The 25,257-nt window shown below is 30.0% G+C and carries 25 protein-coding genes and 1 tRNA gene; 15 read left to right on the forward strand and 11 right to left on the reverse strand.

Annotation, left to right across the window (positions count from 1 at the left end):
* Window positions 1-106: 106 nt before the first annotated feature.
* Window positions 107-180 (forward strand) — tRNA-Ile (locus Q0776_RS05085).
* Window positions 181-456: 276 nt separating this feature from the next.
* The gene (locus Q0776_RS05090; protein ID WP_298365691.1) at window positions 457-651 is read left to right on the forward strand and encodes a PID-CTERM protein-sorting domain-containing protein; all 195 of its coding nucleotides are present in this window, start codon (window positions 457-459) and stop codon (window positions 649-651) included.
* Window positions 652-654: 3 nt separating this feature from the next.
* Here Q0776_RS05090 and Q0776_RS05095 read toward each other — a convergent pair whose 3' ends face one another.
* A complete protein-coding gene (locus Q0776_RS05095) occupies window positions 655-1,239 on the reverse strand; it encodes a riboflavin synthase (RefSeq protein WP_298365692.1) in 585 nt (194 codons plus the stop codon).
* A 60-nt stretch (window positions 1,240-1,299) separates the two neighbouring features.
* On the opposite strand from Q0776_RS05095, the gene pdxA reads away from it, so the two are divergent.
* The 6 genes from pdxA to accC all read left to right on the forward strand — a co-directional run bounded on the left by pdxA (window position 1,300) and on the right by accC (window position 6,260).
* The gene (gene pdxA / locus Q0776_RS05100) at window positions 1,300-2,352 is read left to right on the forward strand and encodes a 4-hydroxythreonine-4-phosphate dehydrogenase PdxA (protein WP_298365694.1); all 1,053 of its coding nucleotides are present in this window, start codon (window positions 1,300-1,302) and stop codon (window positions 2,350-2,352) included.
* A 68-nt stretch (window positions 2,353-2,420) separates the two neighbouring features.
* Window positions 2,421-2,990: a DUF177 domain-containing protein gene (locus Q0776_RS05105; RefSeq protein ID WP_298365696.1), complete on the forward strand. Its 570-nt coding sequence runs from the start codon at window positions 2,421-2,423 to the stop codon at window positions 2,988-2,990.
* The gene (rpmF, locus tag Q0776_RS05110; RefSeq protein WP_089381594.1) at window positions 2,977-3,171 is read left to right on the forward strand and encodes a 50S ribosomal protein L32; all 195 of its coding nucleotides are present in this window, start codon (window positions 2,977-2,979) and stop codon (window positions 3,169-3,171) included. Before Q0776_RS05105 ends, rpmF begins: the two co-directional genes overlap by 14 nt.
* 152 nt (window positions 3,172-3,323) lie before the next feature.
* Window positions 3,324-4,319 (forward strand): beta-ketoacyl-ACP synthase III, encoded by a 996-nt coding sequence (locus Q0776_RS05115; RefSeq protein ID WP_298365700.1) that lies wholly within the window; start codon window positions 3,324-3,326, stop codon window positions 4,317-4,319.
* Window positions 4,320-4,348: 29 nt separating this feature from the next.
* Window positions 4,349-4,831: an acetyl-CoA carboxylase biotin carboxyl carrier protein gene (accB, locus tag Q0776_RS05120; protein ID WP_298365702.1), complete on the forward strand. Its 483-nt coding sequence runs from the start codon at window positions 4,349-4,351 to the stop codon at window positions 4,829-4,831.
* A gap of 79 nt (window positions 4,832-4,910) precedes the next feature.
* Window positions 4,911-6,260: an acetyl-CoA carboxylase biotin carboxylase subunit gene (gene accC, locus Q0776_RS05125; protein WP_298365704.1), complete on the forward strand. Its 1,350-nt coding sequence runs from the start codon at window positions 4,911-4,913 to the stop codon at window positions 6,258-6,260.
* 346 nt (window positions 6,261-6,606) lie between these two features.
* Here accC and Q0776_RS05130 read toward each other — a convergent pair whose 3' ends face one another.
* On the reverse strand, window positions 6,607-7,305 hold the full coding sequence (locus Q0776_RS05130; RefSeq protein WP_298365706.1) for a zinc metallopeptidase: 699 nt from the start codon (window positions 7,303-7,305) through the stop codon (window positions 6,607-6,609).
* Window positions 7,306-7,385: 80 nt separating this feature from the next.
* Between Q0776_RS05130 and Q0776_RS05135 the strand changes: the two genes are divergently transcribed.
* The 6 genes from Q0776_RS05135 to Q0776_RS05160 all read left to right on the forward strand — a co-directional run bounded on the left by Q0776_RS05135 (window position 7,386) and on the right by Q0776_RS05160 (window position 11,802).
* Window positions 7,386-8,414 (forward strand): asparaginase, encoded by a 1,029-nt coding sequence (locus tag Q0776_RS05135; RefSeq protein ID WP_298365708.1) that lies wholly within the window; start codon window positions 7,386-7,388, stop codon window positions 8,412-8,414.
* Between the two features lie 308 nt (window positions 8,415-8,722).
* Window positions 8,723-9,466 carry a MotA/TolQ/ExbB proton channel family protein gene (locus Q0776_RS05140; protein ID WP_298365710.1) on the forward strand — a complete coding sequence of 248 codons (744 nt, stop codon included), beginning with the start codon at window positions 8,723-8,725 and terminating at the stop codon, window positions 9,464-9,466.
* Between the two features lie 8 nt (window positions 9,467-9,474).
* On the forward strand, window positions 9,475-9,936 hold the full coding sequence (locus Q0776_RS05145) for a hypothetical protein (protein WP_298365712.1): 462 nt from the start codon (window positions 9,475-9,477) through the stop codon (window positions 9,934-9,936).
* A gap of 7 nt (window positions 9,937-9,943) precedes the next feature.
* Window positions 9,944-10,564, forward strand: coding sequence for a biopolymer transporter ExbD (locus Q0776_RS05150; RefSeq protein WP_298365714.1), 621 nt, complete (start codon window positions 9,944-9,946; stop codon window positions 10,562-10,564).
* Between the two features lie 8 nt (window positions 10,565-10,572).
* Complete coding sequence (locus tag Q0776_RS05155) at window positions 10,573-11,049, forward strand: biopolymer transporter ExbD (protein WP_298365716.1); 477 nt, start codon at window positions 10,573-10,575, stop codon at window positions 11,047-11,049.
* Window positions 11,050-11,127: 78 nt separating this feature from the next.
* Window positions 11,128-11,802 (forward strand): porin family protein, encoded by a 675-nt coding sequence (locus Q0776_RS05160; protein WP_298365718.1) that lies wholly within the window; start codon window positions 11,128-11,130, stop codon window positions 11,800-11,802.
* Here Q0776_RS05160 and Q0776_RS05165 read toward each other — a convergent pair.
* The 7 genes from Q0776_RS05165 to pyrH all read right to left on the reverse strand — a co-directional run bounded on the left by Q0776_RS05165 (window position 11,790) and on the right by pyrH (window position 21,806).
* Window positions 11,790-12,404, reverse strand: a complete 615-nt coding sequence (locus tag Q0776_RS05165; protein ID WP_298365720.1) for a hypothetical protein — start codon at window positions 12,402-12,404, stop codon at window positions 11,790-11,792. The two genes, Q0776_RS05160 and Q0776_RS05165, sit on opposite strands and share 13 nt — an antisense overlap.
* Window positions 12,405-12,408: 4 nt before the next feature.
* A complete protein-coding gene (gene rpoN, locus Q0776_RS05170; RefSeq protein ID WP_298365722.1) occupies window positions 12,409-13,863 on the reverse strand; it encodes an RNA polymerase factor sigma-54 in 1,455 nt (484 codons plus the stop codon).
* Window positions 13,864-13,938: 75 nt separating this feature from the next.
* Window positions 13,939-15,372, reverse strand: coding sequence for an asparagine--tRNA ligase (asnS, locus tag Q0776_RS05175; RefSeq protein ID WP_298365724.1), 1,434 nt, complete (start codon window positions 15,370-15,372; stop codon window positions 13,939-13,941).
* 104 nt (window positions 15,373-15,476) lie between these two features.
* Window positions 15,477-17,852, reverse strand: coding sequence for an efflux RND transporter permease subunit (locus Q0776_RS05180; RefSeq protein ID WP_298365726.1), 2,376 nt, complete (start codon window positions 17,850-17,852; stop codon window positions 15,477-15,479).
* Between the two features lie 53 nt (window positions 17,853-17,905).
* Window positions 17,906-20,419 (reverse strand): DUF5686 and carboxypeptidase-like regulatory domain-containing protein, encoded by a 2,514-nt coding sequence (locus Q0776_RS05185; RefSeq protein WP_298365728.1) that lies wholly within the window; start codon window positions 20,417-20,419, stop codon window positions 17,906-17,908.
* Window positions 20,420-20,520: 101 nt separating this feature from the next.
* A complete protein-coding gene (gene frr / locus Q0776_RS05190; RefSeq protein ID WP_298365730.1) occupies window positions 20,521-21,075 on the reverse strand; it encodes a ribosome recycling factor in 555 nt (184 codons plus the stop codon).
* Between the two features lie 11 nt (window positions 21,076-21,086).
* Window positions 21,087-21,806 carry a UMP kinase gene (gene pyrH / locus Q0776_RS05195; protein WP_298365732.1) on the reverse strand — a complete coding sequence of 240 codons (720 nt, stop codon included), beginning with the start codon at window positions 21,804-21,806 and terminating at the stop codon, window positions 21,087-21,089.
* A 157-nt stretch (window positions 21,807-21,963) separates the two neighbouring features.
* Between pyrH and Q0776_RS05200 the strand changes: the two genes are divergently transcribed.
* On the forward strand, window positions 21,964-23,289 hold the full coding sequence (locus tag Q0776_RS05200; RefSeq protein WP_298365734.1) for a sugar MFS transporter: 1,326 nt from the start codon (window positions 21,964-21,966) through the stop codon (window positions 23,287-23,289).
* A gap of 68 nt (window positions 23,290-23,357) precedes the next feature.
* Here Q0776_RS05200 and tsf read toward each other — a convergent pair whose 3' ends face one another.
* Window positions 23,358-24,323, reverse strand: coding sequence for a translation elongation factor Ts (gene tsf, locus Q0776_RS05205; protein ID WP_298365736.1), 966 nt, complete (start codon window positions 24,321-24,323; stop codon window positions 23,358-23,360).
* Window positions 24,324-24,385: 62 nt separating this feature from the next.
* Window positions 24,386-25,108, reverse strand: coding sequence for a 30S ribosomal protein S2 (gene rpsB / locus Q0776_RS05210; protein WP_298365738.1), 723 nt, complete (start codon window positions 25,106-25,108; stop codon window positions 24,386-24,388).
* Between the last annotated feature and the right edge of the window lie 149 nt (window positions 25,109-25,257).

A 25,257-nucleotide genomic window follows, 5' to 3' on the forward strand; every position in this document is an offset into this window, starting at 1 on the left:
GTGTAAGATTAAGAAAGAATTAAAAAAACTTATTAAAAATATTTTTAAAAAAATAAAAAAACAGTTGTGTATAATATAAAAAGTAGTAATTTTGCAACCTGTTTCAGGTCCCATAGCTCAGCTGGTTAGAGCATCTGACTCATAATCAGAGGGTCCTTGGTTCGAGCCCAAGTGGGACCACTTTTTAGAAACGTTAAAGCCTTACAGAGATGTAAGGCTTTTTTTTAAATTTCGGAATTATTTTTAAATCAATTTTAGGTTGCAATTTTTTTATTGATTTTTTTTTGCTTTGGTAAAAAATAAAAAAATATCAATGCTATATTCCAATTAGTTGTAGGATATGCTCTAATTATTTGTGATTTATTACCGTTTATAGATTTGTAAAGTTTAAATCAATTGAAAATTGTTATATTTGTTTGAATTATCATTAAAATTTAGTTAACCCCAACTATTGATATGTATCGTACCCCGATAAGATACTATATAAGTCTTCTGTTAGTTTTTACATGCTTTAATGTATTTGCAAACAAAATACCACCATTTCCAAAATCTAATGATGGACAACCAGGTTTACCTATTGATGGGGGTTTGTCAATGCTTTTAATTTCGGGTGTTGCTTTTGGAGTTTATTCTTTATTAAAGAAAAAATAAAAATTATTTTTCTAGTAATTTAGCAACATATTTTCCTATAACATCAAATTCTAAATTCACTACCGTTCCATTTTTAAAAGTATGGAAATTAGTATGTTCATAGGTGTAAGGAATAATAGCAACAGAAAAACTATTTTTCTTAGAGTTTACAACTGTTAAGCTAGTTCCATTTATGGTAATTGAGCCTTTCTCAATGGTAACATTATTTAAGGAACTATCATATTCAAAACTAAAAACCCAACTACCATCTTCTTCAATAACCTCTGTACAAATTGCAGTTTGATCCACGTGCCCTTGTACAATATGACCATCTAAACGCGCTCCTAAAATCATTGCGCGCTCAAGGTTTACTTTATCACCTATTTTAAGATGTTTTAAATTAGTTTTATCAAGAGTTTCTTTAATTGCAGTTACGGTATAAGTAGAATCTTTAATGTTTACAGCAGTTAAACATACACCATTATGTGCAACACTTTGGTCAATTTTTAATTCTGAAGTAAAATCACATTCTATACTAATATGTAAGTTATCTCCTTCTTTAACAATATTTTTAACTAATCCCAATCCTTCTATTATACCTGTAAACATAATTTGTTAATTTAATTCATTACTTTTGAGAACTCAAAATTAAGCATTATAAGTGTATTTATGGATGAATTTGAAAAAATAAAATTAGGGATTTCTATTGGGGATTTTAATGGAATTGGTATAGAAATTATTTTAAAAACCTTTTCAGATAAACGAATGTTAGATTTTTGTACTCCTATTATATTTGGTAGCACAAAATTAATTTCAACTTATAAAAAGAGTTTAAACAATAATGTTCCTGTAAATGGTATTAAACATATAAATGCCGCTATTGACGGAAAAATTAATGTGTTAAATTTATGGAAAGATGAAATACAAATTAATTTGGGGAAACCCACAGCACAATCAGGTAAATTAGCTTTTGAATCATTAGAGGCGGCAACAAATGCTCTTATTAATGAAGAAATTGATGTATTAGTTACGGCCCCAATAAATAAAGATAATATCCAATCGGAGGAATTTAAATTTCCTGGGCATACAGAATATTTAGAATCTAAACTTAAAGGCGAAAGTTTAATGATTTTAATGACAAGTTCATTAAAAATAGGTTTAATAACAGGACATATACCGGTTTCAAAAGTCTCTGAAACAATTACCCCTCAATTAATTAAAGCTAAAGTAGAAGTACTATACAATACTTTGGTTCAGGATTTTGCCATTTCTAAACCGAAAATTGCAATATTAGGTTTAAATCCACATTGTGGAGATAATGGAGTAATAGGTAATGAAGATGATGAAATAATTAGACCAACAATTTTAGAAATTCAAAACCAAGGGAAACTAGTTTATGGGCCTTATGCTGCAGATAGTTTTTTTGGTTCAGAAAATTATAAAAATTTCGATGGGGTTTTAGCAATGTATCACGATCAAGGTTTAGGCCCATTTAAATCGTTATCATTTGGCGAAGGGGTAAATTATACAGCCGGTTTAGATAAAATTAGAACATCTCCTGATCATGGAACCGCATATGAATTAGCGGGTAAAAATGAAGCAAATGTTAATTCCTTTAAAGAAGCGGTTTTTACTGGAATTAAAGTGTTTAAAACTAGAAAAGAGTATAAAAGTTTGACTAAAAACATTTTAAAATCAAAACAAACTAAAGAAAAAGTATAAATTTTACTTTTTTTTTATGCTTTTATATTATAATTTATATCTTTGCACGCTCAAATTGAAGTTCAATTATGAAAGATTTAAAAGATTATGATATTTCTTTTGTTGGTTTAAAGGAAGGAATTTCTCAATTTGATTATAAGATAGAAAAAGAGTTCTTTAATTTTTTTAAATACGAAGAGTTTTACAATTCAAACGTAAACGTAAATGTATCCTTTTTAAAAAAGGCTACAATGTTTGAGTTAAATTTTACTTTTTTAGGTTGGGTTGAGGTTTCTTGTGATTTAACAAATGAGTTATTTCACCAACCAATTGAAACAAGTTTTTATTTAATTGTGAAATTTGGAGACGAATTTAATAATGATAACGAGGAATTATTAATAATACCTCATTCAGAATTTAAATTAAACATTGCCCAATATATATATGAAGCAATTGTATTAGATGTTCCAATAAAAAAAGTGCATCCTGGAGTTGAGGACGGAACTTTAAAATCGGACATGTTAGAAAAGTTAAAAGAATTTGAAATTAATGATATAGACGAAAGTCTAGAGGTCGATGAATCGAAAGAAATTGACCCAAGATGGAATAAATTAAAGAATATACTAATAGAAAAAAATAAGAGTAATGGCACATCCTAAAAGAAAAATATCAAAAACTAGAAGAGACAAAAGAAGAACTCATTACAAAGCTGTAGCTCCTCAGGTTGCGGTTGATCCTACTACAGGTGAAGCGCATTTATACCACAGAGCTCATTGGCATGAAGGAAAACTTTATTATAGAGGTCAAATAGTAATTGATTCTGAAGAAGTTCAAGCTTAATAGGTATTAAAAAAAGAATTAAAAAAACTCTCAAATTGAGGGTTTTTTGTGTTTTTTGGAGTGAAATTTGTTTATTTGTGTTGAAAATTATCATAAAAGTAAAATTAATTTCATTACTTTGAGCACTCTTTTTTTATAAAAGACATATAAATATGACTAAAATTACTGCAGCAATTACAGCCATGGGTAAATATTTACCAGAAGACGTTTTAACAAATAAAATGTTGGAGGAAATGGTAGATACCAATGACGAGTGGATTACTACACGTACCGGAATCAAAGAAAGGCGAATTCTAAAAGGAGAAGGTTTAGGCACCTCTTATATGGCAATTAAAGCGGCCGAAGAATTAATTCAAAAGAAAAATTTAGATCCAACAGAAATAGAACTTGTATTAGTTGCCACAGCAACACCAGATATGCAAGCAGCTGCAACCGCTGCATATGTTGCTACTGAAATTGGAGCAATAAATGCCTTCGGGTTCGACTTAGAAGCAGCTTGTTCTAGTTTTTTATATGGGATGTCCGTAGCATCCAGATATATTGAATCAGGTAAATACAAAAAAGTATTATTAATTGGTGCAGATAAATGTTCTTCAATGATTGATTATACAGATAGAGCTACTTGTATAATTTTTGGAGATGGAGCTGGTGCTGCTTTATTTGAACCTAATGAAGAAGGGCTAGGAGTTCAAGATGAATATTTAAGAAGTGATGGAGCAGGAAGAGAATTTTTAAGAGCGAAAGCTGGCGGCTCATGTTATCCTTATAACAAAGATACATTTGATAAAAGAGAACATTACGTATATCAAGAAGGGAAAACTGTTTTTAAAAATGCAGTTTTTAATATGGCCGACGTTGCTGAAAAAATGTTAACTAGAAATAACTTGACAAAAGATGATGTTGCGTGGTTAGCAGCACACCAAGCAAATAAGCGTATTATTGAAGCAACAGCTAATAGAATAAAATTAGATAGCTCAAAAGTAATGATGAATATTCAAAATTACGGAAACACTACATCGGCTACACTACCATTGCTTATTGCCGATTACGAAAAACAATTAAAAAAAGGAGATAAAATAATTTTTGCCGCATTTGGAGGTGGATTTACTTGGGGGTCAATCTACCTAACTTGGGCATATAATTCTTAAATAACATTAACAACTAAAACTTAATGAATATGGATTTAAAAGATATTCAAAATTTAATAAAATTTGTTGCCAAATCAGGTGCAAATGAGGTTAAATTAGAAATGGAGGATATTAAAATCACCATTAAAACAGGAGCTGAAAAAACTGAAACTACTATTGTGCAACAAGCACCAATGGGTATGCCTCAAATGTCTCTTACACCACAAGTTGGAACATCAGCTCCGGTTGAAGCGGCTTCAACTGAAGATAAAGCTGATTCTGCTGAATCAAAATACATAGAAATTACTTCACCAATTATTGGGACTTTTTATAGAAAACCTTCACCAGACAAGCCTGTTTTTGTTGAAGTAGGTGACAATGTAAGTCCAGATACAGTTGTGTGTATGGTTGAAGCTATGAAATTATTCAACGAAATTGAAGCTGAAGTATCTGGGAAAATAGTTAAAATACTATTAGAAGATGGAACACCGGTTGAATTTGGACAGCCTCTATTTTTAGTTGATCCATCATAATATAAATCCCAATTTTTAATTCTCAAAATCCATGTATTTATGGAATTTGTTATTTGATCATTGAAAATTAGAAGAATTTATGTTTAAAAAAATATTAATAGCCAATAGAGGTGAAATAGCTTTAAGAGTTATTAGAACCTGTAAAGAAATTGGAGTAAAGACTGTAGCAGTTTATTCAACTGCAGATGCTGAAAGTTTACATGTTCGATTTGCCGATGAAGCAGTATGCATTGGACCACCAGCAAGTAGTGAATCTTATTTGAAAATGCAATCTATTTTAGCTGCAGCGGAAATTACCAATGCAGATGCAATACACCCAGGTTACGGTTTTTTATCCGAAAATGCTAAGTTTTCAAAACTTTGTGAAGAACATGGAATAAAATTCATTGGAGCCTCAGCCGAAATGATAAGCCAAATGGGAGATAAAGCTTCAGCTCGTGCCACTATGAAAGCTGCAGGTGTGCCAACTATTCCTGGTTCAGATGGAATTTTAGAAACTTTTGAGGAGGCGGAAACCTTAGCAAATGAAATGGGCTTTCCTGTGATGTTAAAAGCAACTGCTGGAGGAGGAGGAAAAGGAATGAGAGCCGTTTGGGAGAAAGATAAATTAAAAGAATTTTGGGATGCCGCAAGACAAGAAGCCTTTGCTTGTTTTGGAAATGATGGTATGTACATGGAAAAGTTGATTGAAGAACCTCGTCATATTGAAATTCAAATTATTGGAGATTCATTTGGAAAGGCCTGTCATTTATCAGAAAGAGATTGTTCTATTCAACGTCGTCATCAAAAATTAACAGAGGAAGCACCTTCTCCGTTTATGACTCCTCAATTAAGAAAAAAAATGGGTGATGCAGCGGTTAAGGCAGCAGAATCTATTAAATATGAAGGAGCGGGAACAATTGAATTTTTAGTAGACAAGCATAGAAATTTCTATTTTATGGAAATGAATACGCGAATTCAAGTTGAACACCCAATTACGGAACAGGTTATAGATCACGACCTAATTTATGAACAAATAAAAGTAGCTGCAGGAATTCCAATTTCTGGTAAAAATTATATGCCAAAATTACATTCGATTGAATGTAGAATTAATGCAGAAGATCCTTTTAACGATTTTAGACCTAGTCCAGGGAAAATAGTAACCTTACATATTCCAGGTGGTCATGGAGTAAGAGTTGATACGCATGTGTATGCTGGATACACTATTCCACCTAATTATGATTCAATGATAGCAAAGTTAATTACTACGGCTCAAACTAGGGAAGAGGCTATTAGTAAAATGAGAAGAGCTTTAGATGAATTTGTTATTGAAGGTATAAAAACAACAATTCCTTTCCATAGGCAATTAATGGAAAATGAACAGTACTTGTCTGGAAACTATACCACAAAATTTATGGAAGATTTTAAAATTATTCCTCAAGAGGATTAATTTTAAATATTATAAAAAAAAAAGGATATGAAATTTCATATCCTTTTTTTTTACATTTATTTTAAATAAAAGAAAAATAAGTGTATCTGCATTAATTAGATAAAACTATTCTAAAAAAAAATAGAATAGCTAAAAAAACTTATAATACTTGTTATAAGATATTAGTATTATAGAAGCCTCTATTTACCAAAATTACGGAATTTTTGTAAGCAACAATTAAATTCTCCTTCACCAATAAAAAAACATAGAAAAGTATCTAAAGTAACTGAAAGCCACTAAAACGCCAATAGTTGGTCCATTTTCAATAGGTTAAGAGATAATTAAAAATTCAATAATTTTATTCTTGTTAATCTCTTGATCCAAAAATCTTCAATCCCCAATAAAATAGCATTGCAAGTGAACCAAGTGCAGCAACCAAATAGGTTCTTGCTGCCCATTTCAATGCATCTTTTGCTCCATCTTGTTCATTAGCGGTTAACATATTATTGGTTTTTAACCAAGCTAAGGCTCTATTGCTAGCATCATATTCTACAGGAAGTGTTACAAAACTGAATACCGTTGCTAATGCCATCATTGCAAGTCCCGCAATTGCTATGGTAAATCCTATACCAGAACTACCCGAAGCAGCACCTAATACAACTCCTCCAATTACTAACCACATAGAAAATTTTGAAGTTATACTAACTGCTGGAACTAGTTTGGAACGCATTTGAAGCCATTGATAAGCTTGTGCATGCTGAACTGCATGACCTACTTCATGTGAAGCCACGGCAGCAGCCGACGCATTTCTTTCGTTATAAACAGCTTCACTTAAATTTACAGTTTTATTACTTGGATTGTAATGATCCGTAAGTCGTCCAGGCGTTGAAATTACTTTCACATCAAATATGCCATTGTCCTTCAACATTTTTTCAGCAATTTCTCTTCCGCTAAGCCCATTTTGTAATTGAATTTTTGAATAATAATTAAATTTTCTTTTTAATTGTTGACTTACTAGCCAACTTATTATTGAGATAAGACCAATAATTATATAATATCCACCCATTTTTATTCTTTTTTAGTTAATGTATTATAATTTGGTAAATTTACAACATAAATTATTCCATTTTTTAGCATATAGACAAAATGACAAAAAAACCTAAAATTCTTTTAATATATACTGGAGGAACAATCGGTATGGTTAAGGACTTTAAAACCGGGGCATTAAAGACTTTTAATTTTGATGAATTATTAAAGCAAATTCCAGAAATTAATCTATTAAATTGTAAAATAGAGAGTATTTCGTTTAGAACTCCTATAGATTCATCTAACATGAATATTGAGCATTGGATTAATTTGGCTGAAATTCTGGAAAATAATTATAAAAATTTTGATGGTTTTGTGGTACTACATGGTTCAGATACAATGGCATTTACTGCATCGGCAATAAGTTTTATGTTAGAAAATTTGAATAAGCCCATTATTTTTACAGGATCACAATTGCCAATTGGTGATTTAAGAACAGATGCTAAAGAAAATTTAATAACTTCTATTGAAATTGCATCATCACAAGAAAATGGACGTTCAATAGTTTCAGAAGTTTGTTTATATTTTGAGTATAAGTTATACAGAGGAAATAGAACTACCAAGGTTAATTCAGAACATTTTCAAGCATTTGCTTCGCCAAATTTAACCCCTTTGGCTGAAAGTGGAGTTCATTTAAAATTTAATAAGCAGCTTCAGAAGAAAAAGGAGACAAATAAACCATTAATTGTAAGAAAAAATTTAAATAGAAATATAGTTATTTTAAAAATATTCCCTGGAATTAATAAAAATATTGTTGAAAGTATATTGTCAATTAAAGATCTAAAAGGGGTAATACTGGAAACTTATGGATCGGGAAATGCACCAACGGAAGAATGGTTTTTAACTGTTTTAGAAGAAACGTTAAAGAAAAATATAGTAATAGTTAATGTAACACAATGTTTAAGTGGCTCTGTTATAATGGGACATTACCAAACGAGCGAAAGAATGAAAGAGATGGGAATTATTGATGGAAAAGATATAACAACAGAGTCTGCTTTGGCGAAATTAATGTACATGTTAGGACAAGATATTCCAAAAACTGGTTTCAAAGAAATTTTTGAAACTTCAATAAGAGGTGAAATTAGTTAAAAATATTTTTTTCTATTAAAATATTGGCAAATAATTGTTAAATTTACAGACGATAATACAATAAAATTAGAATTTTATGATTTTATTTTAATGAATTTAAAAAATACATAGCTCGAAAAAAAAATAATTTAAAGTGTCTATAAAACTTTTAAAATTCAACATTTTTTTGTTACTTGCCATTCGCAAAGTTGTAAAAAAAGAGATGTTTTTGACGAATGAATTTCCTTAATTTTACTCTTAAAATATTACTTTAGCAGAGAAAATTAATATATTTAAACCATAAAAATTAATAAATTAACTATTACACGATGAAAAGAGTATTTACTATCCTTGCAATCACAGGATTATTGTTATTTGGAGCAGCTCCTAAGGCTATTGCACAAGATGCAGCAAAAACGGAACAAGTTGCTGACGCGGAATCGAAAACATTTCACCAAGAATTAAAACAACGTTTTATTGAAGGTGGACCTTTCTTTATGGGAATTGTATTAGTAGCCTTAATTTTAGGGTTGGCAATCGCAATCGAAAGAATTATTTATCTAAATATGGCAACTACTAATACTAAAAAATTAGTAAATAAAGTTGACGAGGCTTTAGCATCTGGTGGAGTAGAAGCTGCAAAGGAAGTTTGTAGAAATACAAAAGGTCCTGTTGCTTCAATATTTTATCAAGGTTTAGATAGAATGGACGAAGGTGTAGATGCAGCTGAAAAAGCAGTTGTAGGTTACGGTGGAGTTCAAATGGGATTATTAGAGAAAAATATCTCTTGGTTATCTTTATTTATTGCTTTGGCTCCAATGCTTGGTTTCATGGGAACGGTAATTGGTATGATTAGTGCATTTGACTCTATTCAAGCGGCAGGAGATATTTCTCCAACTGTTGTTGCAGGTGGTATTAAAGTGGCATTATTAACAACAGTATTTGGTTTAGTTGTTGCAATTATTCTTCAAATATTTTATAACTATATTATTTCAAAAGTAGATAGTATTGTTAATAATATGGAAGATGCTTCAATTTCACTTGTTGACCTTTTGGTTAAACACAAAAAATAAGAGAAATTATGAATAAGAAACTATCAAAAATATTAACTATTGTAGCGGGTCTTATTGGATTAGTAGCATTCTACTTCTTCATTAGAATTGTTATGATAGGTGATGATACAATAGAAACAGATGCCGATGTACAGGCAAGTATTGTTTCTCCGTTTATTAGCTTTGCTAAGTTTATCTTAATTGCTACTGCAGTAATTTCTGTAGTGTTTTCTTTAATAAACTTGGTTAAAAATCCACAAGTGCTTAAAAGAACATTGATTGGTCTAGGAGCATTAGCTGTAATCTTGGTTATTGCATATTCTGTTTCTTCAGATGCTGCAGTATTAGATGTAAGTGGAAGAGTATTAGAAGATGGAGAAGCTGGAAGTATTTCTAAATGGGTAAGTACTGGTATAAACTTTAGTTTTATATTAGGAGCTATTGGATTAGTATTTTTCCTATTAGACTTTATTAAAGGACTAGCAAAATAAAAGAACTATGGCAAGAAGAGAAAATTCAGAAATTAATGCTGGTTCAATGGCGGACATTGCGTTCTTGCTTTTAATATTTTTCTTAGTAACTACAACTATGGATGTTGATTCAGGGATTGCTCGTAAATTACCTGAGAAAACTGAAGATACTCCTGAAGTTACTATTAAAGAAAAGAATGTTTTAGATATTACGGTTAATAGAAACAATCAAATTTTAATTGAAGGAACTGACTTTGTTCAGGTTTCTGATATTAGAAAAATAGCGATGGATTTTATTGACAATGGAGGTGGTGTTTCTGCTCCAAAAGCAGATGGTACTCCTGGAACACCTTGTGATTATTGTCAAGGTGCAAAAGATCCGGCATCTTCAGATCACCCATCTAAGGCAATTATATCTTTACAAAGTGATAGAGGTACTACTTATGGTATGTATGTGTCTATTCAAAATGAAATTGAGGCATCTTATAATGAGTTGAGAAATCGTTTAGCTTTGGCAAAATATAAAAGAACATATAGCGATATGTTAAAGGACTATAATGATAATGGTGGAGAAAAATTAAAAGAGAAAATTGACTTTTTAAAGGATAGTTATCCTCAAATTATCTCAGAGCCAGAACCAATTAAATAATATCAGATATGAGTAAATTTAAAAAGAAGAAAAAAGGTTTACCTGCAATTTCTACGGCATCTTTACCTGATATTGTATTTATGTTGTTATTCTTTTTTATGGTGTCAACAACTATGAGGGAGACAGATTTATTAATTAAAAAACCAATTTTACCAACTGCAAGTGAAGTAAAGAAATTAGAGCACAAAAGTTTGGTAAGTACAATTTATGTTGGTAAATCAAAAGATACAAGAATAGCAGGGGATAAAATTCAGGTTAATGATAAAATTATTGACGTGAATGATGTACCAAGTTTTATCTTTGCAGAAAGAGCTGCTCGAAAGGAAGAAGAAGTTAAGTATATGACTACTTCAATAAAAGCAGATAAAGAAGCTAACGTAGGTACTATATTGGATATTAAAGAACAGTTAAGAGATATAAACGCTCTTAAAGTTAGTTTTTCAACAACAAAAGGAAATGACCTAAAAAGTAATTTTACTAATTAGTATTGTTATTTTCATAAACACAAAAAAGGCAATCAGTTATGGTTGCCTTTTTTGTGTTTATAAAGTATCTTTGTTTTTATGATAAAAAAAAATCTTTTTATAGTATTCCTCTTTAGCTTTGTTATAGTAACTGCCCAAGAAGAGAAAGATTCGTTAAAATCGCCTTATTTAGAGGATCAATTATATTTATCATTAACATACAATATTTTAACGAATAAGCCTAGTGAACTTTCTGAAAATGGTTTCTCAGGGGGGCTTTCATTTGGGTTTATAAAAGATGTACCATTTAACATTGAAGGGAAATTTGGTTTAGGCCTAGGTTTAGGTTACGGTTATAATGTCTTTATCCAAAACCTGAAAATTTCGAAAAATAATTTTGATACTACATTTGAATTGGCATCTGATTATAAATCAAATTCACTGAGATTGCATTCAATTGATATACCATTTGAATTAAGATGGAGGAATTCAACTTTAGAAAAGTATAAGTTTTTTAGGGTTTATGCTGGTATTAAGGCTTCATATCTGTTTATTTCAGAATCTGTATATAAAGATGATCTTGAGTCAATTAAAGTTAAAAAAATATCCGAAATTAATAAATTTCAATATGGATTAACTTTATCGGCAGGATATAGTACCTGGAATTTGTTTATTTATTATGGTTTAAATCCAATTTTTAAAGAAGGAAATGTAAGTGATGAACCTTTAGATTTAAAAGATTTTAAAATTGGAGTTATCTTTTACATTATGTAATAAATAGCATAGGTGATAAATTGAGTAAATATACCCGCTAGGAATCCAATAAAAACTTCTGAAAGAGTGTGTGCTTTTAATCGTAGTCTAGCAGATGCAATAATTCCTGCTAAAACAAAAAACGCGGATATAATTCCAATAATATTTAATTTATAGGAAATGCTAAAATAGATTAAAAAACCAATTAATCCTCCAATAGCAGCAGTGTGAAGGCTTATTTTTAAATTGAGATATAAGAAGATATAGGATACTAAAAATCCTAACCCATATCCAAAATACAATATAGATAATAAATGGACAATTTCAGTTCTATAAAGCCAATTTCCAATTATTATAGAGATAAAAAGGAATAATAGTGTGGGAAATTTTCGTTCTTCTATATTTGCCATATAGTAACTATTAATCATTCCAAAGCGTTTAAGAAGGTAAAGAAATACCAAAGGAAACACATAGGTTCCAATAAAAATAACCATTAAAATGGTATACTCTTGCGGTTTAAAAATATGTTTAGGAATGAATAAAAAATATATAAATGCCCCAATTATTGGAAAATTAATCGGATGAAAAAATATAGAAATAAATTTTGAAAATTTCACAGCCATTTTCCTAAATTTTCTTTCTTAATCGAGCAACTGGTATATCTAATTGCTCTCTATATTTTGCAACTGTTCTTCGTGCAATAGGGTAACCTTTTTCTTTTAAAATAATTGATAATTTATCATCGGTTAAAGGTTTCTTTTTGTTTTCCTCTTTTATTACGGTTTCTAAAATATTTTTTATTTCACGAGTTGAAACATCTTCTCCTTGATCATTCTTCATTGATTCAGAGAAGAAATCTTTTATTAAGGTAGTTCCATAAGGTGTATTTACATATTTACTATTTGCAACTCTTGAAACTGTTGATACATCCATGTTTATAGTGTCTGCAATATCTTTTAAAATCATTGGTTTTAATTTACGCTCATCTCCGGTTAAAAAATATTCCTTTTGATATTGCATAATTGCATTCATATTTAGTAATAATGTTTGCTGACGTTGTTTAATAGCGTCAATAAACCATTTTGCGGAATCTAATTTTTGTTTTATAAATTGTACAGCTTCCTTTTGCGACTTAGATTTTTCTTTAGAATCTTTATAGCCTAACAATAAATCGTTATATTCTTTTGAAACGTGTAATTCGGGTGCATTTCTGGAGTTTAACGTTAATTCTAGTTCTCCTTCAACTATTCTAATGTTAAAATCTGGAACAATTTGTTCCGCTATTTTATTATTACCAACATATGAACCTCCAGGTTTTGGGTTAAGTTTCTCTATTTGAGAAATTGCTTCTTTAAGTTGTTCTTCTGATATATGAAGTTTTTTTAATAATTTTTTATAATGCTTTTTTGCAAAATGTTCAAATGAAGTTTCAAGGATATTAATTGCAAGTTCTCTACTTGGTTTTTCTTTTTTTCTTTTTAATTGAAGAATTAAACATTCTTTTAAATCTCTAGCTCCAACTCCAGCAGGATCTAATTGCTGCACTAAATGCAATAATTTTTCTAGCTCCTCTATAGTTGAAAATATGTTTTGGGTAAATGCTAAATCATCTAAAACATCGATTAAATCTCTTCTTAAATAGCCACTTTCGTCAATACTTCCAATTAAAAAATCACATATTATTTCTTCGTTTTCTGTTAAACGATAGGTGTTCATTTGATTCTTTAAATGTTGTGTAAAGGAAGTTCCAGAAGCGTATGGAACATTTTTTTCGTCATCATCAGATGAATAATTATTTGCTTGGGTTTTATAATTAGGAATTTCGTCATCACTTAAATATTCATCAATATTTATATCGTCAGTACTTATACTTTCATTTCCATCATCATCATAATCATCATTTTGTGAATTTTCGTATTCATCAATTGATTCTTTACCACTTTCCAAAGCAGGATTTTCCTCTAATTCTTGTTTTAGTTTTTGTTCAAATGCTTGTGTAGGCAATTGAATTAACTTCATTAACTGAATTTGTTGAGGAGATAATTTTTGTAATAATTTAAATTGTAAGCTCTGTTTAAGCATAAATATTTATTGTGGTTTTTTATAAAAATACAAAAAACTAATTATATATAATTGTAATATTTTAATGTGCTTTATTTAGAAATCGGCATTTTGTGGAGTTCTAGGATAAGGGATTACATCTCTTATATTTCCCATTCCTGTAACAAATTGTACCAATCGTTCAAATCCTAATCCAAATCCGCTATGTTCAGCGGTTCCAAATTTTCTAGTATCTAAATACCACCAAAGTTCTTTTTCGTCGATGTTTAAATCTGTTATTTTCTGTTTTAAAACATCTAAACGTTCTTCTCGCTGGCTACCACCAACAATTTCACCTATTCCTGGAAATAAAACATCCATTGCTCTAACAGTTTTCCCATCATCATTTAAACGCATATAGAATGCTTTTATATTGGCAGGATAATCAAACAATATTACTGGACATTTAAAATGCTTTTCAACTAAATAGCGTTCATGCTCACTTTGTAAATCTGCTCCCCATTCATTAATTGGAAATTGAAACTTTTTTTTCTTATTTGGCTTGCAGTTTCTTAAAATATCAATTGCTTCAGTGTAAGTTAAACGCTTAAAATTATTATCTACTACAAAATTTAATTTTTCTATTAATGACATGTCATTTCGTTCTGCGGCAGGTTTGCTTTTATCTTCTTGAGTTAGTCTGTTGTCTAAAAAGGCAAGGTCATCAGGATAATTATCTAAAACGTATGAAATTACATATTTAATAAAATCTTCTGCCAAATCCATATTGTCATCTAAATTATTAAATGCAACCTCAGGTTCAATCATCCAAAATTCGGCTAAATGGCGTGTTGTATTTGAGTTTTCGGCTCTAAAAGTTGGTCCAAAAGTATAAACTTTTCCCAATGCCATTGCATAGGTTTCGGCTTCTAATTGACCAGAAACTGTTAAGTTTGTTTCTTTTCCAAAAAAATCTTTCGAATAGTCTACTTTATCTTCTTCAGTTTTAGGAATGTTTCCTAGGTCTAATGTTGAGACCTGGAACATTTCACCTGCTCCTTCGGCATCTGAACCTGTAATAATTGGAGCATGAAAATTGTAAAATCCTGTTTCAGTAAAATATTTATGAACAGCAAAGGAAAGAGCAGATCTTAACCTCATAACTGCGCTAAAGGTAGATGTTCGAATTCTTAAGTGTGCATTTTCTCTTAAAAATTCGAAACTATGTTTTTTTGGTTGAATTGGATATTCATCGGGATTTGAAGTTCCAAGTATTTCAATTTTATTAACTTGAATTTCAACCGACTGACCTTTTCCTTGGCTTTCAGTTAAAATTCCTGAAATGGAAACAGCTGCACCAGTTGTAATTTGTTTTAATATATTTTCGTCTGTGTTTTCAAAATCTACAACACATTGAATGTTATTAATGGTAGAACCGTCATTTATAGCAATAAATCTATTTGCTCTAAAAGTTCTTACCCATCCTTTTAAATTTACATCTTGTAAAAAATTCTTTGAACTTAAAAGTTCAGCTACATTAGTTCTATTCATATTCGAATTATTAGGAATAACAAATATACATGAACTAATGAAAGTTGGAAAGGAAAGTTTACTATTGAATTACCTAAATTAGAAATGTTTTTAATCACTTATAACTACCTGTCACCGTTTTCATCTTCTGGAGTTAAGATATCTAAAATAGGTTCTTTAAAAACTTTTTTATTAGCAATACTTTTTTCTAATGAAAGTAATAATGAAGGTAAAAGAATAAGATTAGAAATCATTGCAAATAACAGAGTAATAGAAACTAAACCACCTAATGCAATTGTGCCTCCAAAACTTGAAACAGTAAACACTAAAAATCCAAAAAATAATACTATTGAAGTATAGAACATACTTACTCCTGTTTCTCTTAAAGCTGCGTAAACAGATTCTTTTATTCTCCAATTGTTTTCTTTTAACTCTTGTCTATACTTTGCTAAAAAATGAATGGTATCATCAACAGAAATTCCAAAGGCTATACTAAAAACTAAAATTGTTGATGGTTTTATCGGTACGCCTAAATAACCCATTAATCCTGCTGTTATTAGTAGTGGAAATACATTTGGGAGTAAAGAAATTAAAATCATTCTAAACGACCTAAACATTACAGCCATAAAAATTGCTATTAATAAAATTGCTAAAGACAATGAAATAACAAGGTTGTTAATTAAAAAAGTTGTTCCTTTTAAGAAAATAAGAGCTCCTCCCGTCATTCTTACTTTATAATCTTCTTTAGGAAATTCTTTGTCTATTTTTTGATGAATGCGATCTTCTATAATGGCCATTTTTTCTGTACCTATATCTTTCATATAGGTTGTCATTCGGGCATATCTTCCTGTTGAATCTACAAAGTTGTTTAGTAAATCGGAGTTGGAAGTTGAATTTTTGGTGTAAGAAAGTATCCAGTTTTTCTCTTGATTACTGGGTAATTGGTAATATTCTGGTTTTCCGCTATAAAAAGCTTGCTTAGAATATTTTACAATGTTTAAAACTGATATGGATTTAGAGAGTTGTGGAATTTCGTCAATGGTTTCATTTAATTTATCCATTCTTCTTAAAGTAGAAAGTTTCATAACGCCATTTTCTTTTTTGGTATCAATCATAATTTCTAAAGGCATAATTCCTCCAAATTCTTCTTCAAAAAAGACAATATCTTTAAAAAATTGTTTGCCTTTTGGCATGTCTTCAATTAAACTTCCTGAAACTTTAATCATGTAAACTCCAATCATACTTATAATTATAATTGTAGTTGTTGTAATATAAACCGCAATTCTATGATGCCTAACAATAGATTCCATCCAATTAACAATGCGATCAATCCATTGACGTTCTAAATGTTTTAAATGTTTTTCTTTTGGCAATGGCATAAAACTATACATAATTGGTATAATTAATAATGCCAACACAAAAATGGCTAATATGTTTATGGATGCTATGGTACCAAATTCTCTAAGCAATTGACTTTTTGTAAAAATAAATGTTGCAAATCCCGAGGCAGTTGTAACATTGGTCATTAAAGTGGCATTTCCAACTTTTGAAATTACGCGTTGCAATGATTTAGCCTGGTTACCGTGTTTTTTTACTTCTTGCTGGTATTTATTAATTAAAAATATTGCATTTGGAACTCCAATTACAATAATTAATGGCGGAATTAAAGCCATAAGAACAGTAATTTCATACTGAAACCAACCAATAAAGCCAAATGCCCAAATAACACCAATACTAACTACTAATAAAGTTATAAAGGTGGCTCGAAACGAACGGAAAAAGAAAAAGAATATTAATGCTGTTATACCAAGTGCAAGTCCAACAAACATTCCAATTTCATCTATTATATTTTGTGCGTTCATAGTGCGTATGTATGGCATACCAGAAACGCGTATATCTATATTATTGTTTTTTTCAAATTGTTCAATAGTTGGGTTTAAAGAATCGAAAATAAAGTCTTTTCTTGCAGCTGTATTAACAATGTCTTTACGCATGTAAACAACAGTTCGTATGGTTCCCGTTTTTTTATTGTATAGAAAATTGTCAAAAAATGGAAGGTTTTCAAAAAGTTCGTGTTTTATTTTTAATACTTCTTCATTTGTTGTAGGTTCTTTATCGTATAGCGGTTCTACATCAAACCTTTGTTTTGATGTATTTTTCTTTAGTTTTTGAATGTCTCCAATGGCTACAGTAAAATCAACTTCATTAAATGCATTTAATTTTTTGGATAAATTATTCCAAGCATTAAATTTGTCTACATTAAATATTGTAGAATCTTGAACTGCAAGTATCACCAAATTGCCTTCCTCTCCAAAAAGGTCTAAAAACTTTTTATATTCAATATTTATTTCATGATTTTCGGGTAATAGGTTTGCTTCTGTATATGAAAAACGCATGTTTTCCATTTGAAGTGATAAAAAGTAAGTGAAGGCTGCTATAAGAACTAGTATAATATACCTTCCTTTTAAGATTAATCTTGAGACTTGAGACCAAAAATCCATAAAAAAATTTTTGCAAAGGTAACAAAATAGTTGGGCTTTTAACTTGTTACTTATTAAAAACCAAGTCTTAATTTATAAGTTAATTTTACGGCTAAATTATCGCTCCAATTTGCATTTTTATATGCGCCATATCTGTAGAATGAACTGATTCCAAACCCTTTAAATAAACTATTAAATTCGAGTCCACTCTCTATATATGCTTTATTTAAGGTTTTAAATTGCAATCCAATGTGGTATTCGGGGTTTTTAATAGACCCAATTGCTGCACGTGTTACTAGTGTAAGTTGGGGTTTAAATTTTGATCCTATTTTAAAGGAATTTAGTTGATGCTTTATATGGATGGCAGCGAACTTGTCAGAAATAAATTCATTATAACCCATAGTTTCAAAACTGTTTTTACCTGCAAATGTTATACGTTTTATCCAAGGACTTTTAAAAGTATAATTAGGTGTTGAATTAAATAAGTGAGAAATTGGTGCTTCTCCATATACAATTCCACCTTCAGCTAAAATTGTTGTTTTTGCTTTTTGCAATCTATTTATTTTTTGTAAAACTCTAACATTAATCTGTGTAAAATCGAAATCTCCTTGTAAAACATCATCAAAACTTTTGGTAATTTGAAATGTAAATTGAGGAAATCTATTTTTAATAGTTATTTTACCCAATGGAGAATTCATATATTCATTTTTTGGGTTAAATTGAAATCCAACAACTGCTGTTGTTAACTTGTAATTAACTAAATTTTTGGAGGAAGAAATAAATTGATAGTCAAAAACAGGTAAATAATCTCCACTACTAAACTGTATTTTACTTTCTAAATTTGGTTGAATATCGTGTTTTATAAATGCACTAAATGTTTTGTAATTGTAAAACTTATCAATATTTAAATTTCTAGGGTTAATTGGCGAAAACGAATTGTTTTCTTTTATAAAATTTAATGCAGCCGCTTCTTTTAAGTCGTTTGTAAAATTAGCGCCAAACCATGTATTCGAATTTTTATTTAAACGTGTTGATGCGCCAATACTGTACTTAAAATCTTTATCTTTTGTACCGTACGCTATATACGATTCTATTTTAAATTTATTTGAAAAATTATTATTAGTTTCACCGCCAAATCCTAATCTTAATCCTTCATAATTATTAAGGTTTAAAATTTTACCTAAATTAAGATTAATGTATTTTGTTGGAAAATAACCTTTTAAAATATTTCGAGCTAAATTTATTTTTTTGTCAACACCTTCTTTTTCTGAAATACTATCTAAAAAGATATAGGCATTTTCACCTCTTTTTGTTAAAGAATCGGTTCTGTAAATATTCCAAAAGTCTTCATTTTTTTTATGTGCATTGTCCATAAATTCAATGGTAGATGAGGATTTTTTTACTTTTACTGGTGTATTTATTAAAATATTTGAATTCACAGATTTGGAAATGAAATAAGTAATATCACTCTCTTCTTTTTCTTTGGTGTTTAAAATAGAATCATTTTTATTGTTTTTTGAAACCTGAAGAGCTCCACCAAAAAGGGCAATTTTTTCATTATTATTACCTTTTTTTAGAACAACATTCATATTAGAAGGAAACCAAATATTATAATTTTTTTTGAAACTATAATTTTGAGTGGCTTTTACATTTACCACTCCTTTTAATTCTGCAATTGCTTTGGTAATTGCATATAATTCTGAGTCGATGTACAAAACACCTTCTATTCCAAGAATTTCTTTTTTTTCTTTTGGTTTAAAATAAACTAAAATAGAAGAGCCTTTTTCATTTTTTACGGTGTCTAAAATTTTATAGTTGTAGTGTTTAAGAGCGTTATTAGCAATAGGATTTGTATATTTAGTACCAGCCAGAGTATAAAATTCTTTATAAAAAGATAAGTCTTGAAATGTAATTGCTAATATTTCAAAGATTGGTTGTTTTAATCCTGCCATTCTTGACGCTAGAATAAGTTCCTTTTTCTTTTTGCCTTTTTGAAACTTGAATTCAGATATTTTTTCAGAAATATAAATATGATGTTTTGAAATATCTTTTTTAAATTTAAAGTTGGAAGAATCTAGTCTAGAAAATTCTTTTATTCCATCTTTTTTAACAATAAAAACCGAATCTATTTTGCCATCTATAGAATCTGGATTTGCTGTAACAAGTATTTTATTATAAGAATTAAATTTAAAACTTCTTAATGACTTTTCAATATCATTTCGGGGTTTGTTTTTTATTACGTTTCTAATTATTTGAAGTGCCGGATTTTCTTTTGAAGTAATTACAATTTCATTTAAGCTTTCAACGGAAGTATTTAAAAGTACTTTTATAAATTTATTATTTGGATTAACTGAAATTTTAGAAGTTTCGTAACCTACATACGAAATTGTTAATTCATTAAACGGAGTTTTTGTTTCTATTAAAAAAGTTCCATCAACATTGGTTAATGCTCCAAAGCCATTATTAGCAACTATGGAAGCAAATGGAAGTGGATTTTTAGTTGTTACATCCAATACCAAACCTTGAATTTGTGTTTGAGAGAAAATTACTAATGGTAGTAAATAAATAATAAAAAGAATTTTTCTCATTTAATTAATTTTTCAATTGAAGCAAATATAGTTTAATAAAAAAGCACTCTTTAGAGTGCTTTTTTATTTTATGATAAGTTTAACCCTTAATATAAAGGAAATTAAACTTTCATTATTTCTTCGTCTTTAACTTTATAATGCTCATCAACAATTTTAATATATTTGTCTGTTAATGATTGAATATCAACCTCCGCATTAGCTTTCATATCTTCAGAAGCATCCGTTTTTTTAATTTCGTTCATTGCTTCTCTTCGATCATTTCTAATACTAACTTTTGCTACTTCTGCCTCTGCCTTTGCCTGTTTTGATAATTCTTTACGTCTTTCTTCAGTTAAAACAGGAACATTGATAATAACAATTTCACCATTATTCATTGGGTTAAACCCTAAATTTGCAATCATGATAGCTTTTTCAATTTCATGTAGCATCTTTTTTTCCCAAGGTTGAACGGTAATAGTATGAGCATCCATAGTTCCAACATTTGCAACTTGACTCAAAGGTACCTGAGACCCATAATAATCAACTTGTACGCTTCCTAACATTGATGGACTCGCTTTTCCAGCTCTAATATTTCTAAATTCTTTATCCAAATGCGTAATTGCATTTTGCATCAATTCTTTAGTGCTATCTATTATAAAACTTAATTCTTCATTCATAATTGAAAAATTTAATTAATTTTTACTTTATCAACTTTTGTTCCAATATTTTCTCCTGAAACAACTTTTTCTAAATTTCCTTTAGTGTTCATATCAAAAACAATAATAGGTAAATTATTTTCCTGACTTAATGTAAATGCAGTTAAATCCATAATTTTAAAACCTTTATTAATTGCATCTTCATATGTTAATGTGTCTAGCTTAACAGCATCTTTATTTTTTTCAGGATCTGAGGTGTAAATACCATCAACTCTAGTTCCTTTTAAAATTACATTTGCGTTTATTTCGATTGCTCTTAAAACTGCAGCCGTATCAGTTGTAAAGTATGGGTTTCCTGTTCCACAACCAAATATAACAACACGTCCTTTTTCTAAATGACGTACAGCTCTCCTTTTAATAAAAGGTTCAGCAACTTGCTCCATTTTAATTGCAGTTAATAATCGAGTTTTAATTCCAGCAGCTTCAATGGCACTTTGTAAAGCCAAACCGTTTATAGCGGTAGCTAACATACCCATATAATCTCCTTGCACACGATCTATTCCATTGCTTGCACCTGCCACACCTCTAAAAATATTACCTCCACCAATTACAATTGCAACTTCATATCCTTGATTTACAATTGTTTTGATTTCTTGAGCATACTCCGATAACCTTTTAGGGTCAATTCCATGTTGACGTTCGCCCATAAGAGCTTCGCCACTTAATTTTAATAAAATTCTTTTGTAAGCCATAATTTCTTTGAAAGTTATGCAAATATATGAAATTGTTTATAAGTTTAAATGGATTGTAATAAGTGAATTTTATAGAATTTAAGGAAATTACTATTCATTTAAATTACGATGTGGTTCAATTTTGTATATTCACGGTTAAATTTTAATTAGTGAATTTATGACCAATTTTGAAAATTCTTCAGAAAGTAAAAATAATGCTACTATAATTCCAATTATTATAATTGCCGGACTGTTTTTTATTTTCGGATTTGTTACTTGGATAAATGGAGCCTTAATTCCATTTATGAAAACTATTAATGAGTTAACTGAAGCACAATCATATTTAGTAGCATCGGCATCATATATTTCATTTGTTGTAATGGCACTCCCAGCATCATACTTATTAAATAAAATTGGGTATAGAAAAGGAATGTCTTTAGGTCTTTTTATTATGGCAATTGGAGCTTTAGTTTTTATTCCGGCTGCCGAAGCAAGAACATATTGGATGTTTTTAGGAGGAATATTTTTACAAGGTACGGGAATGACGGTTTTACAAACTGCGGCTAATCCATATATTACAATTTTGGGGCCTATTGAAAGCGGAGCAAAGAGAATAGCTATTATGGGTATTGCTAATAAGGTTGCGGGTGCACTAGGGTCAGTTATTTTTGGAGCACTTTTGTTATCAGGAATTGATGAAGTAAAAAATAAAATAAGTACAGTTTCAATTGAAGAAAAAGGTAAGCTTTTGGACGTAATGGCTGATAATGTTGTAATGCCATACATTATAATGGCGGTAGTATTAGTTGTGTTAGGTGTTTTAATCAGAAAAGCACCATTACCACATGTTGAAGCATCACCAATAAATGACGCATTTGAAGGAGAAACATCTAAAACAAGTATATTTCAGTTTCCACATTTATGGCTTGGAGTATTAACACTGTTTGTGTATGTAGGAGCAGAAGTAATTGCGGGTGATACAATAATTGCATATGGTATATCATTAGGTTTTACGGCCGAAAAGGCCAAGTTCTTTACAACCTTTACACTTATGGCAATGGTTGCTACTTATGGATTGGGTGTAGTTTTAATTCCTAAATATTTGAAACAACATAGAGCATTACAAATTAGTGCTTTACTGGGAATTATTTTTAGTATTTGTATATTGATAACAACTGGCTTTACATCTGTTTTATTTGTTGCGGCATTAGGTGTGGCAAATGCGTTGGTTTGGCCAGCAGTATGGCCATTAACTTTAGATGGTTTAGGGAAATTTACGAAAACCGCATCTGCATTATTAATTATGGCAATTGCAGGTGGTGCAGTTATTCCGCCGTTGTATGGTAAATTAGTTGATTTAAATAAGGAAAATCTTATTTTAAAAGGAGTAACAGATGGAGAGGTTTTGGCAAGTGCATATACTTCTAGTTATTGGATTTTACTTCCTTGCTATATTATTATTTTGTACTTTTCGCTAAAAGGATACAAACTAGGTAAGAGATAAATATTTGATATAAAAAAAGCCTCGCAATTTGCGAGGCTTTTTTTATATCTTAAATGCTTTACAAATTGTTAAGCTAAAGAAACTCTTTTAAATCCTGTAACAGATACACCAGCTTTCGCTACATAATCAGCAACAGTCATTTTTTCGTCTTTAATAAAGTTTTGATCCAATAAACATTGCTCAGTATCTAAAGTAGTGTTGTCAGAAATAAAACGTTCTAATTTTCCAGGTACAATTCTGTCTAATATAGCTTCAGGCTTACCTTCAGCGATTAATTCAGCTTTAATATCTGCTTCTGCTTTTGCAAGAACTTCATCAGTTAATTGAGATCTAGAAATAAAGGTAGGTACATTTTTCAAAGTTTTTCCTAATCTTCCTAATTCAATATTTTCTTTTTCGATAACTGCAATTCTAGCTTCAGTTTCAGAAGCAACAAATGCAGGGTCAAAATCTTTATATGATAAGATTGAAGCTCCCATTGCTGCAACTTGCATAGAAACGTCTTTTCCAATTACATCAGCACCGTCAACATTTTCAGATAAAGCAGTTACTGAAGCAATTTTGTTACCAGCATGAATGTATGCTCCAACAAAACCACCAGAAATTCTTTCAAATGCTCCAATTTCTAACTTTTCACCAATAACACCAGTTTGCTCAATTAATTTTTCAGCAACTGTCATTCCTCCAAAATCAGCAGCTAAAAATGCTTCTTTTGAATCGTAGTTCACTGCAATTGCAGCAAATTCGTGTGCTAAAGCAACAAATGCATCATTTTTAGCAACAAAGTCAGTTTCACAGTTTAATGAAATAATAGCTCCTTCAGTAGCATTTTCATTAACTGCTGCTATAGCTGCACCTTCTTTGGAATCTCTATCAGCTCTTTTAGCAGCAACTTTTTGTCCCTTTTTACGTAAAATTTCAATTGCTTTGTCAAAATCTCCTTCTGCTTCAACAAGTGCATTTTTACAGTCCATCATACCAGCTCCGGTAGACTGTCTTAATTTATTAACTTCTTGGGCCGTAATTTTTGCCATTTTATTTTATTTTTTGTTGAAATAAATTCAACTATGTTATATTAATTTTTGTTAACTTCTAATTAAGCTTTAGCTTCTGCAGTTTTATCTTTTCCTGCTTTTCTTTCAGCTAATCCTTCAGCAACAGCATCAGTTATAAAACCTAATACTTTTTCAATAGATTTAGATGCATCATCATTTGCAGGAACTACGTAATCAATACCTCTTGGGTCAGAATTAGTATCAATCATTGCAAAAATAGGAATGTTTAATTTTTTAGCTTCAGCAACAGCAATGTGTTCTTTCTTTACATCAACTACAAAAATAGCACCTGGTAAACGTGTCATATCTGTAATAGAACCTAAGTTCTTTTCAAGTTTTTCACGTTGACGGTTAATTTGTAATTTTTCTCTTTTTGAAAGTGCATCAAATGAACCATCTTGTTTCATTCTATCAATAGTAGCCATTTTTTTAACTGCTTTTCTAATAGTAATGAAGTTAGTTAACATACCACCTGGCCATCTTTCAGTGATGTAAGGCATATTAACACTTTTAGATTTATCTGAAATAATTTCTTTTGCTTGTTTTTTTGTAGCTACGAAAAGTATTTTTCTTCCAGAAACTGCGATTTTCTTTAAAGCCTCAGAAGCTTCTTCAATTTTTGCAGCGGTTTTGTAAAGGTCGATAATGTGAACTCCGTTACGCTCTCCGTAAATGTAAGGAGCCATGTTTGGATCCCATTTTCTAGTTAGGTGACCAAAGTGTACACCTGCATCTAATAATTCTTTAATTTCAATATTTGCCATTTGTATTTAGTTTACGTTCCGTTGAGACTTAGCAATAGGGAAGTAGCGAATAATCGATCTTCCCTATTTGGATGCTAAACTTTTTACAGTCATTGACTGATCAACGACAACTTTGTTTTTAATTTCAATGAAACACCAAATGATTTGGT

Source organism: uncultured Lutibacter sp. (assembly GCF_947495725.1).
Lineage (GTDB): Bacteria > Bacteroidota > Bacteroidia > Flavobacteriales > Flavobacteriaceae > Lutibacter.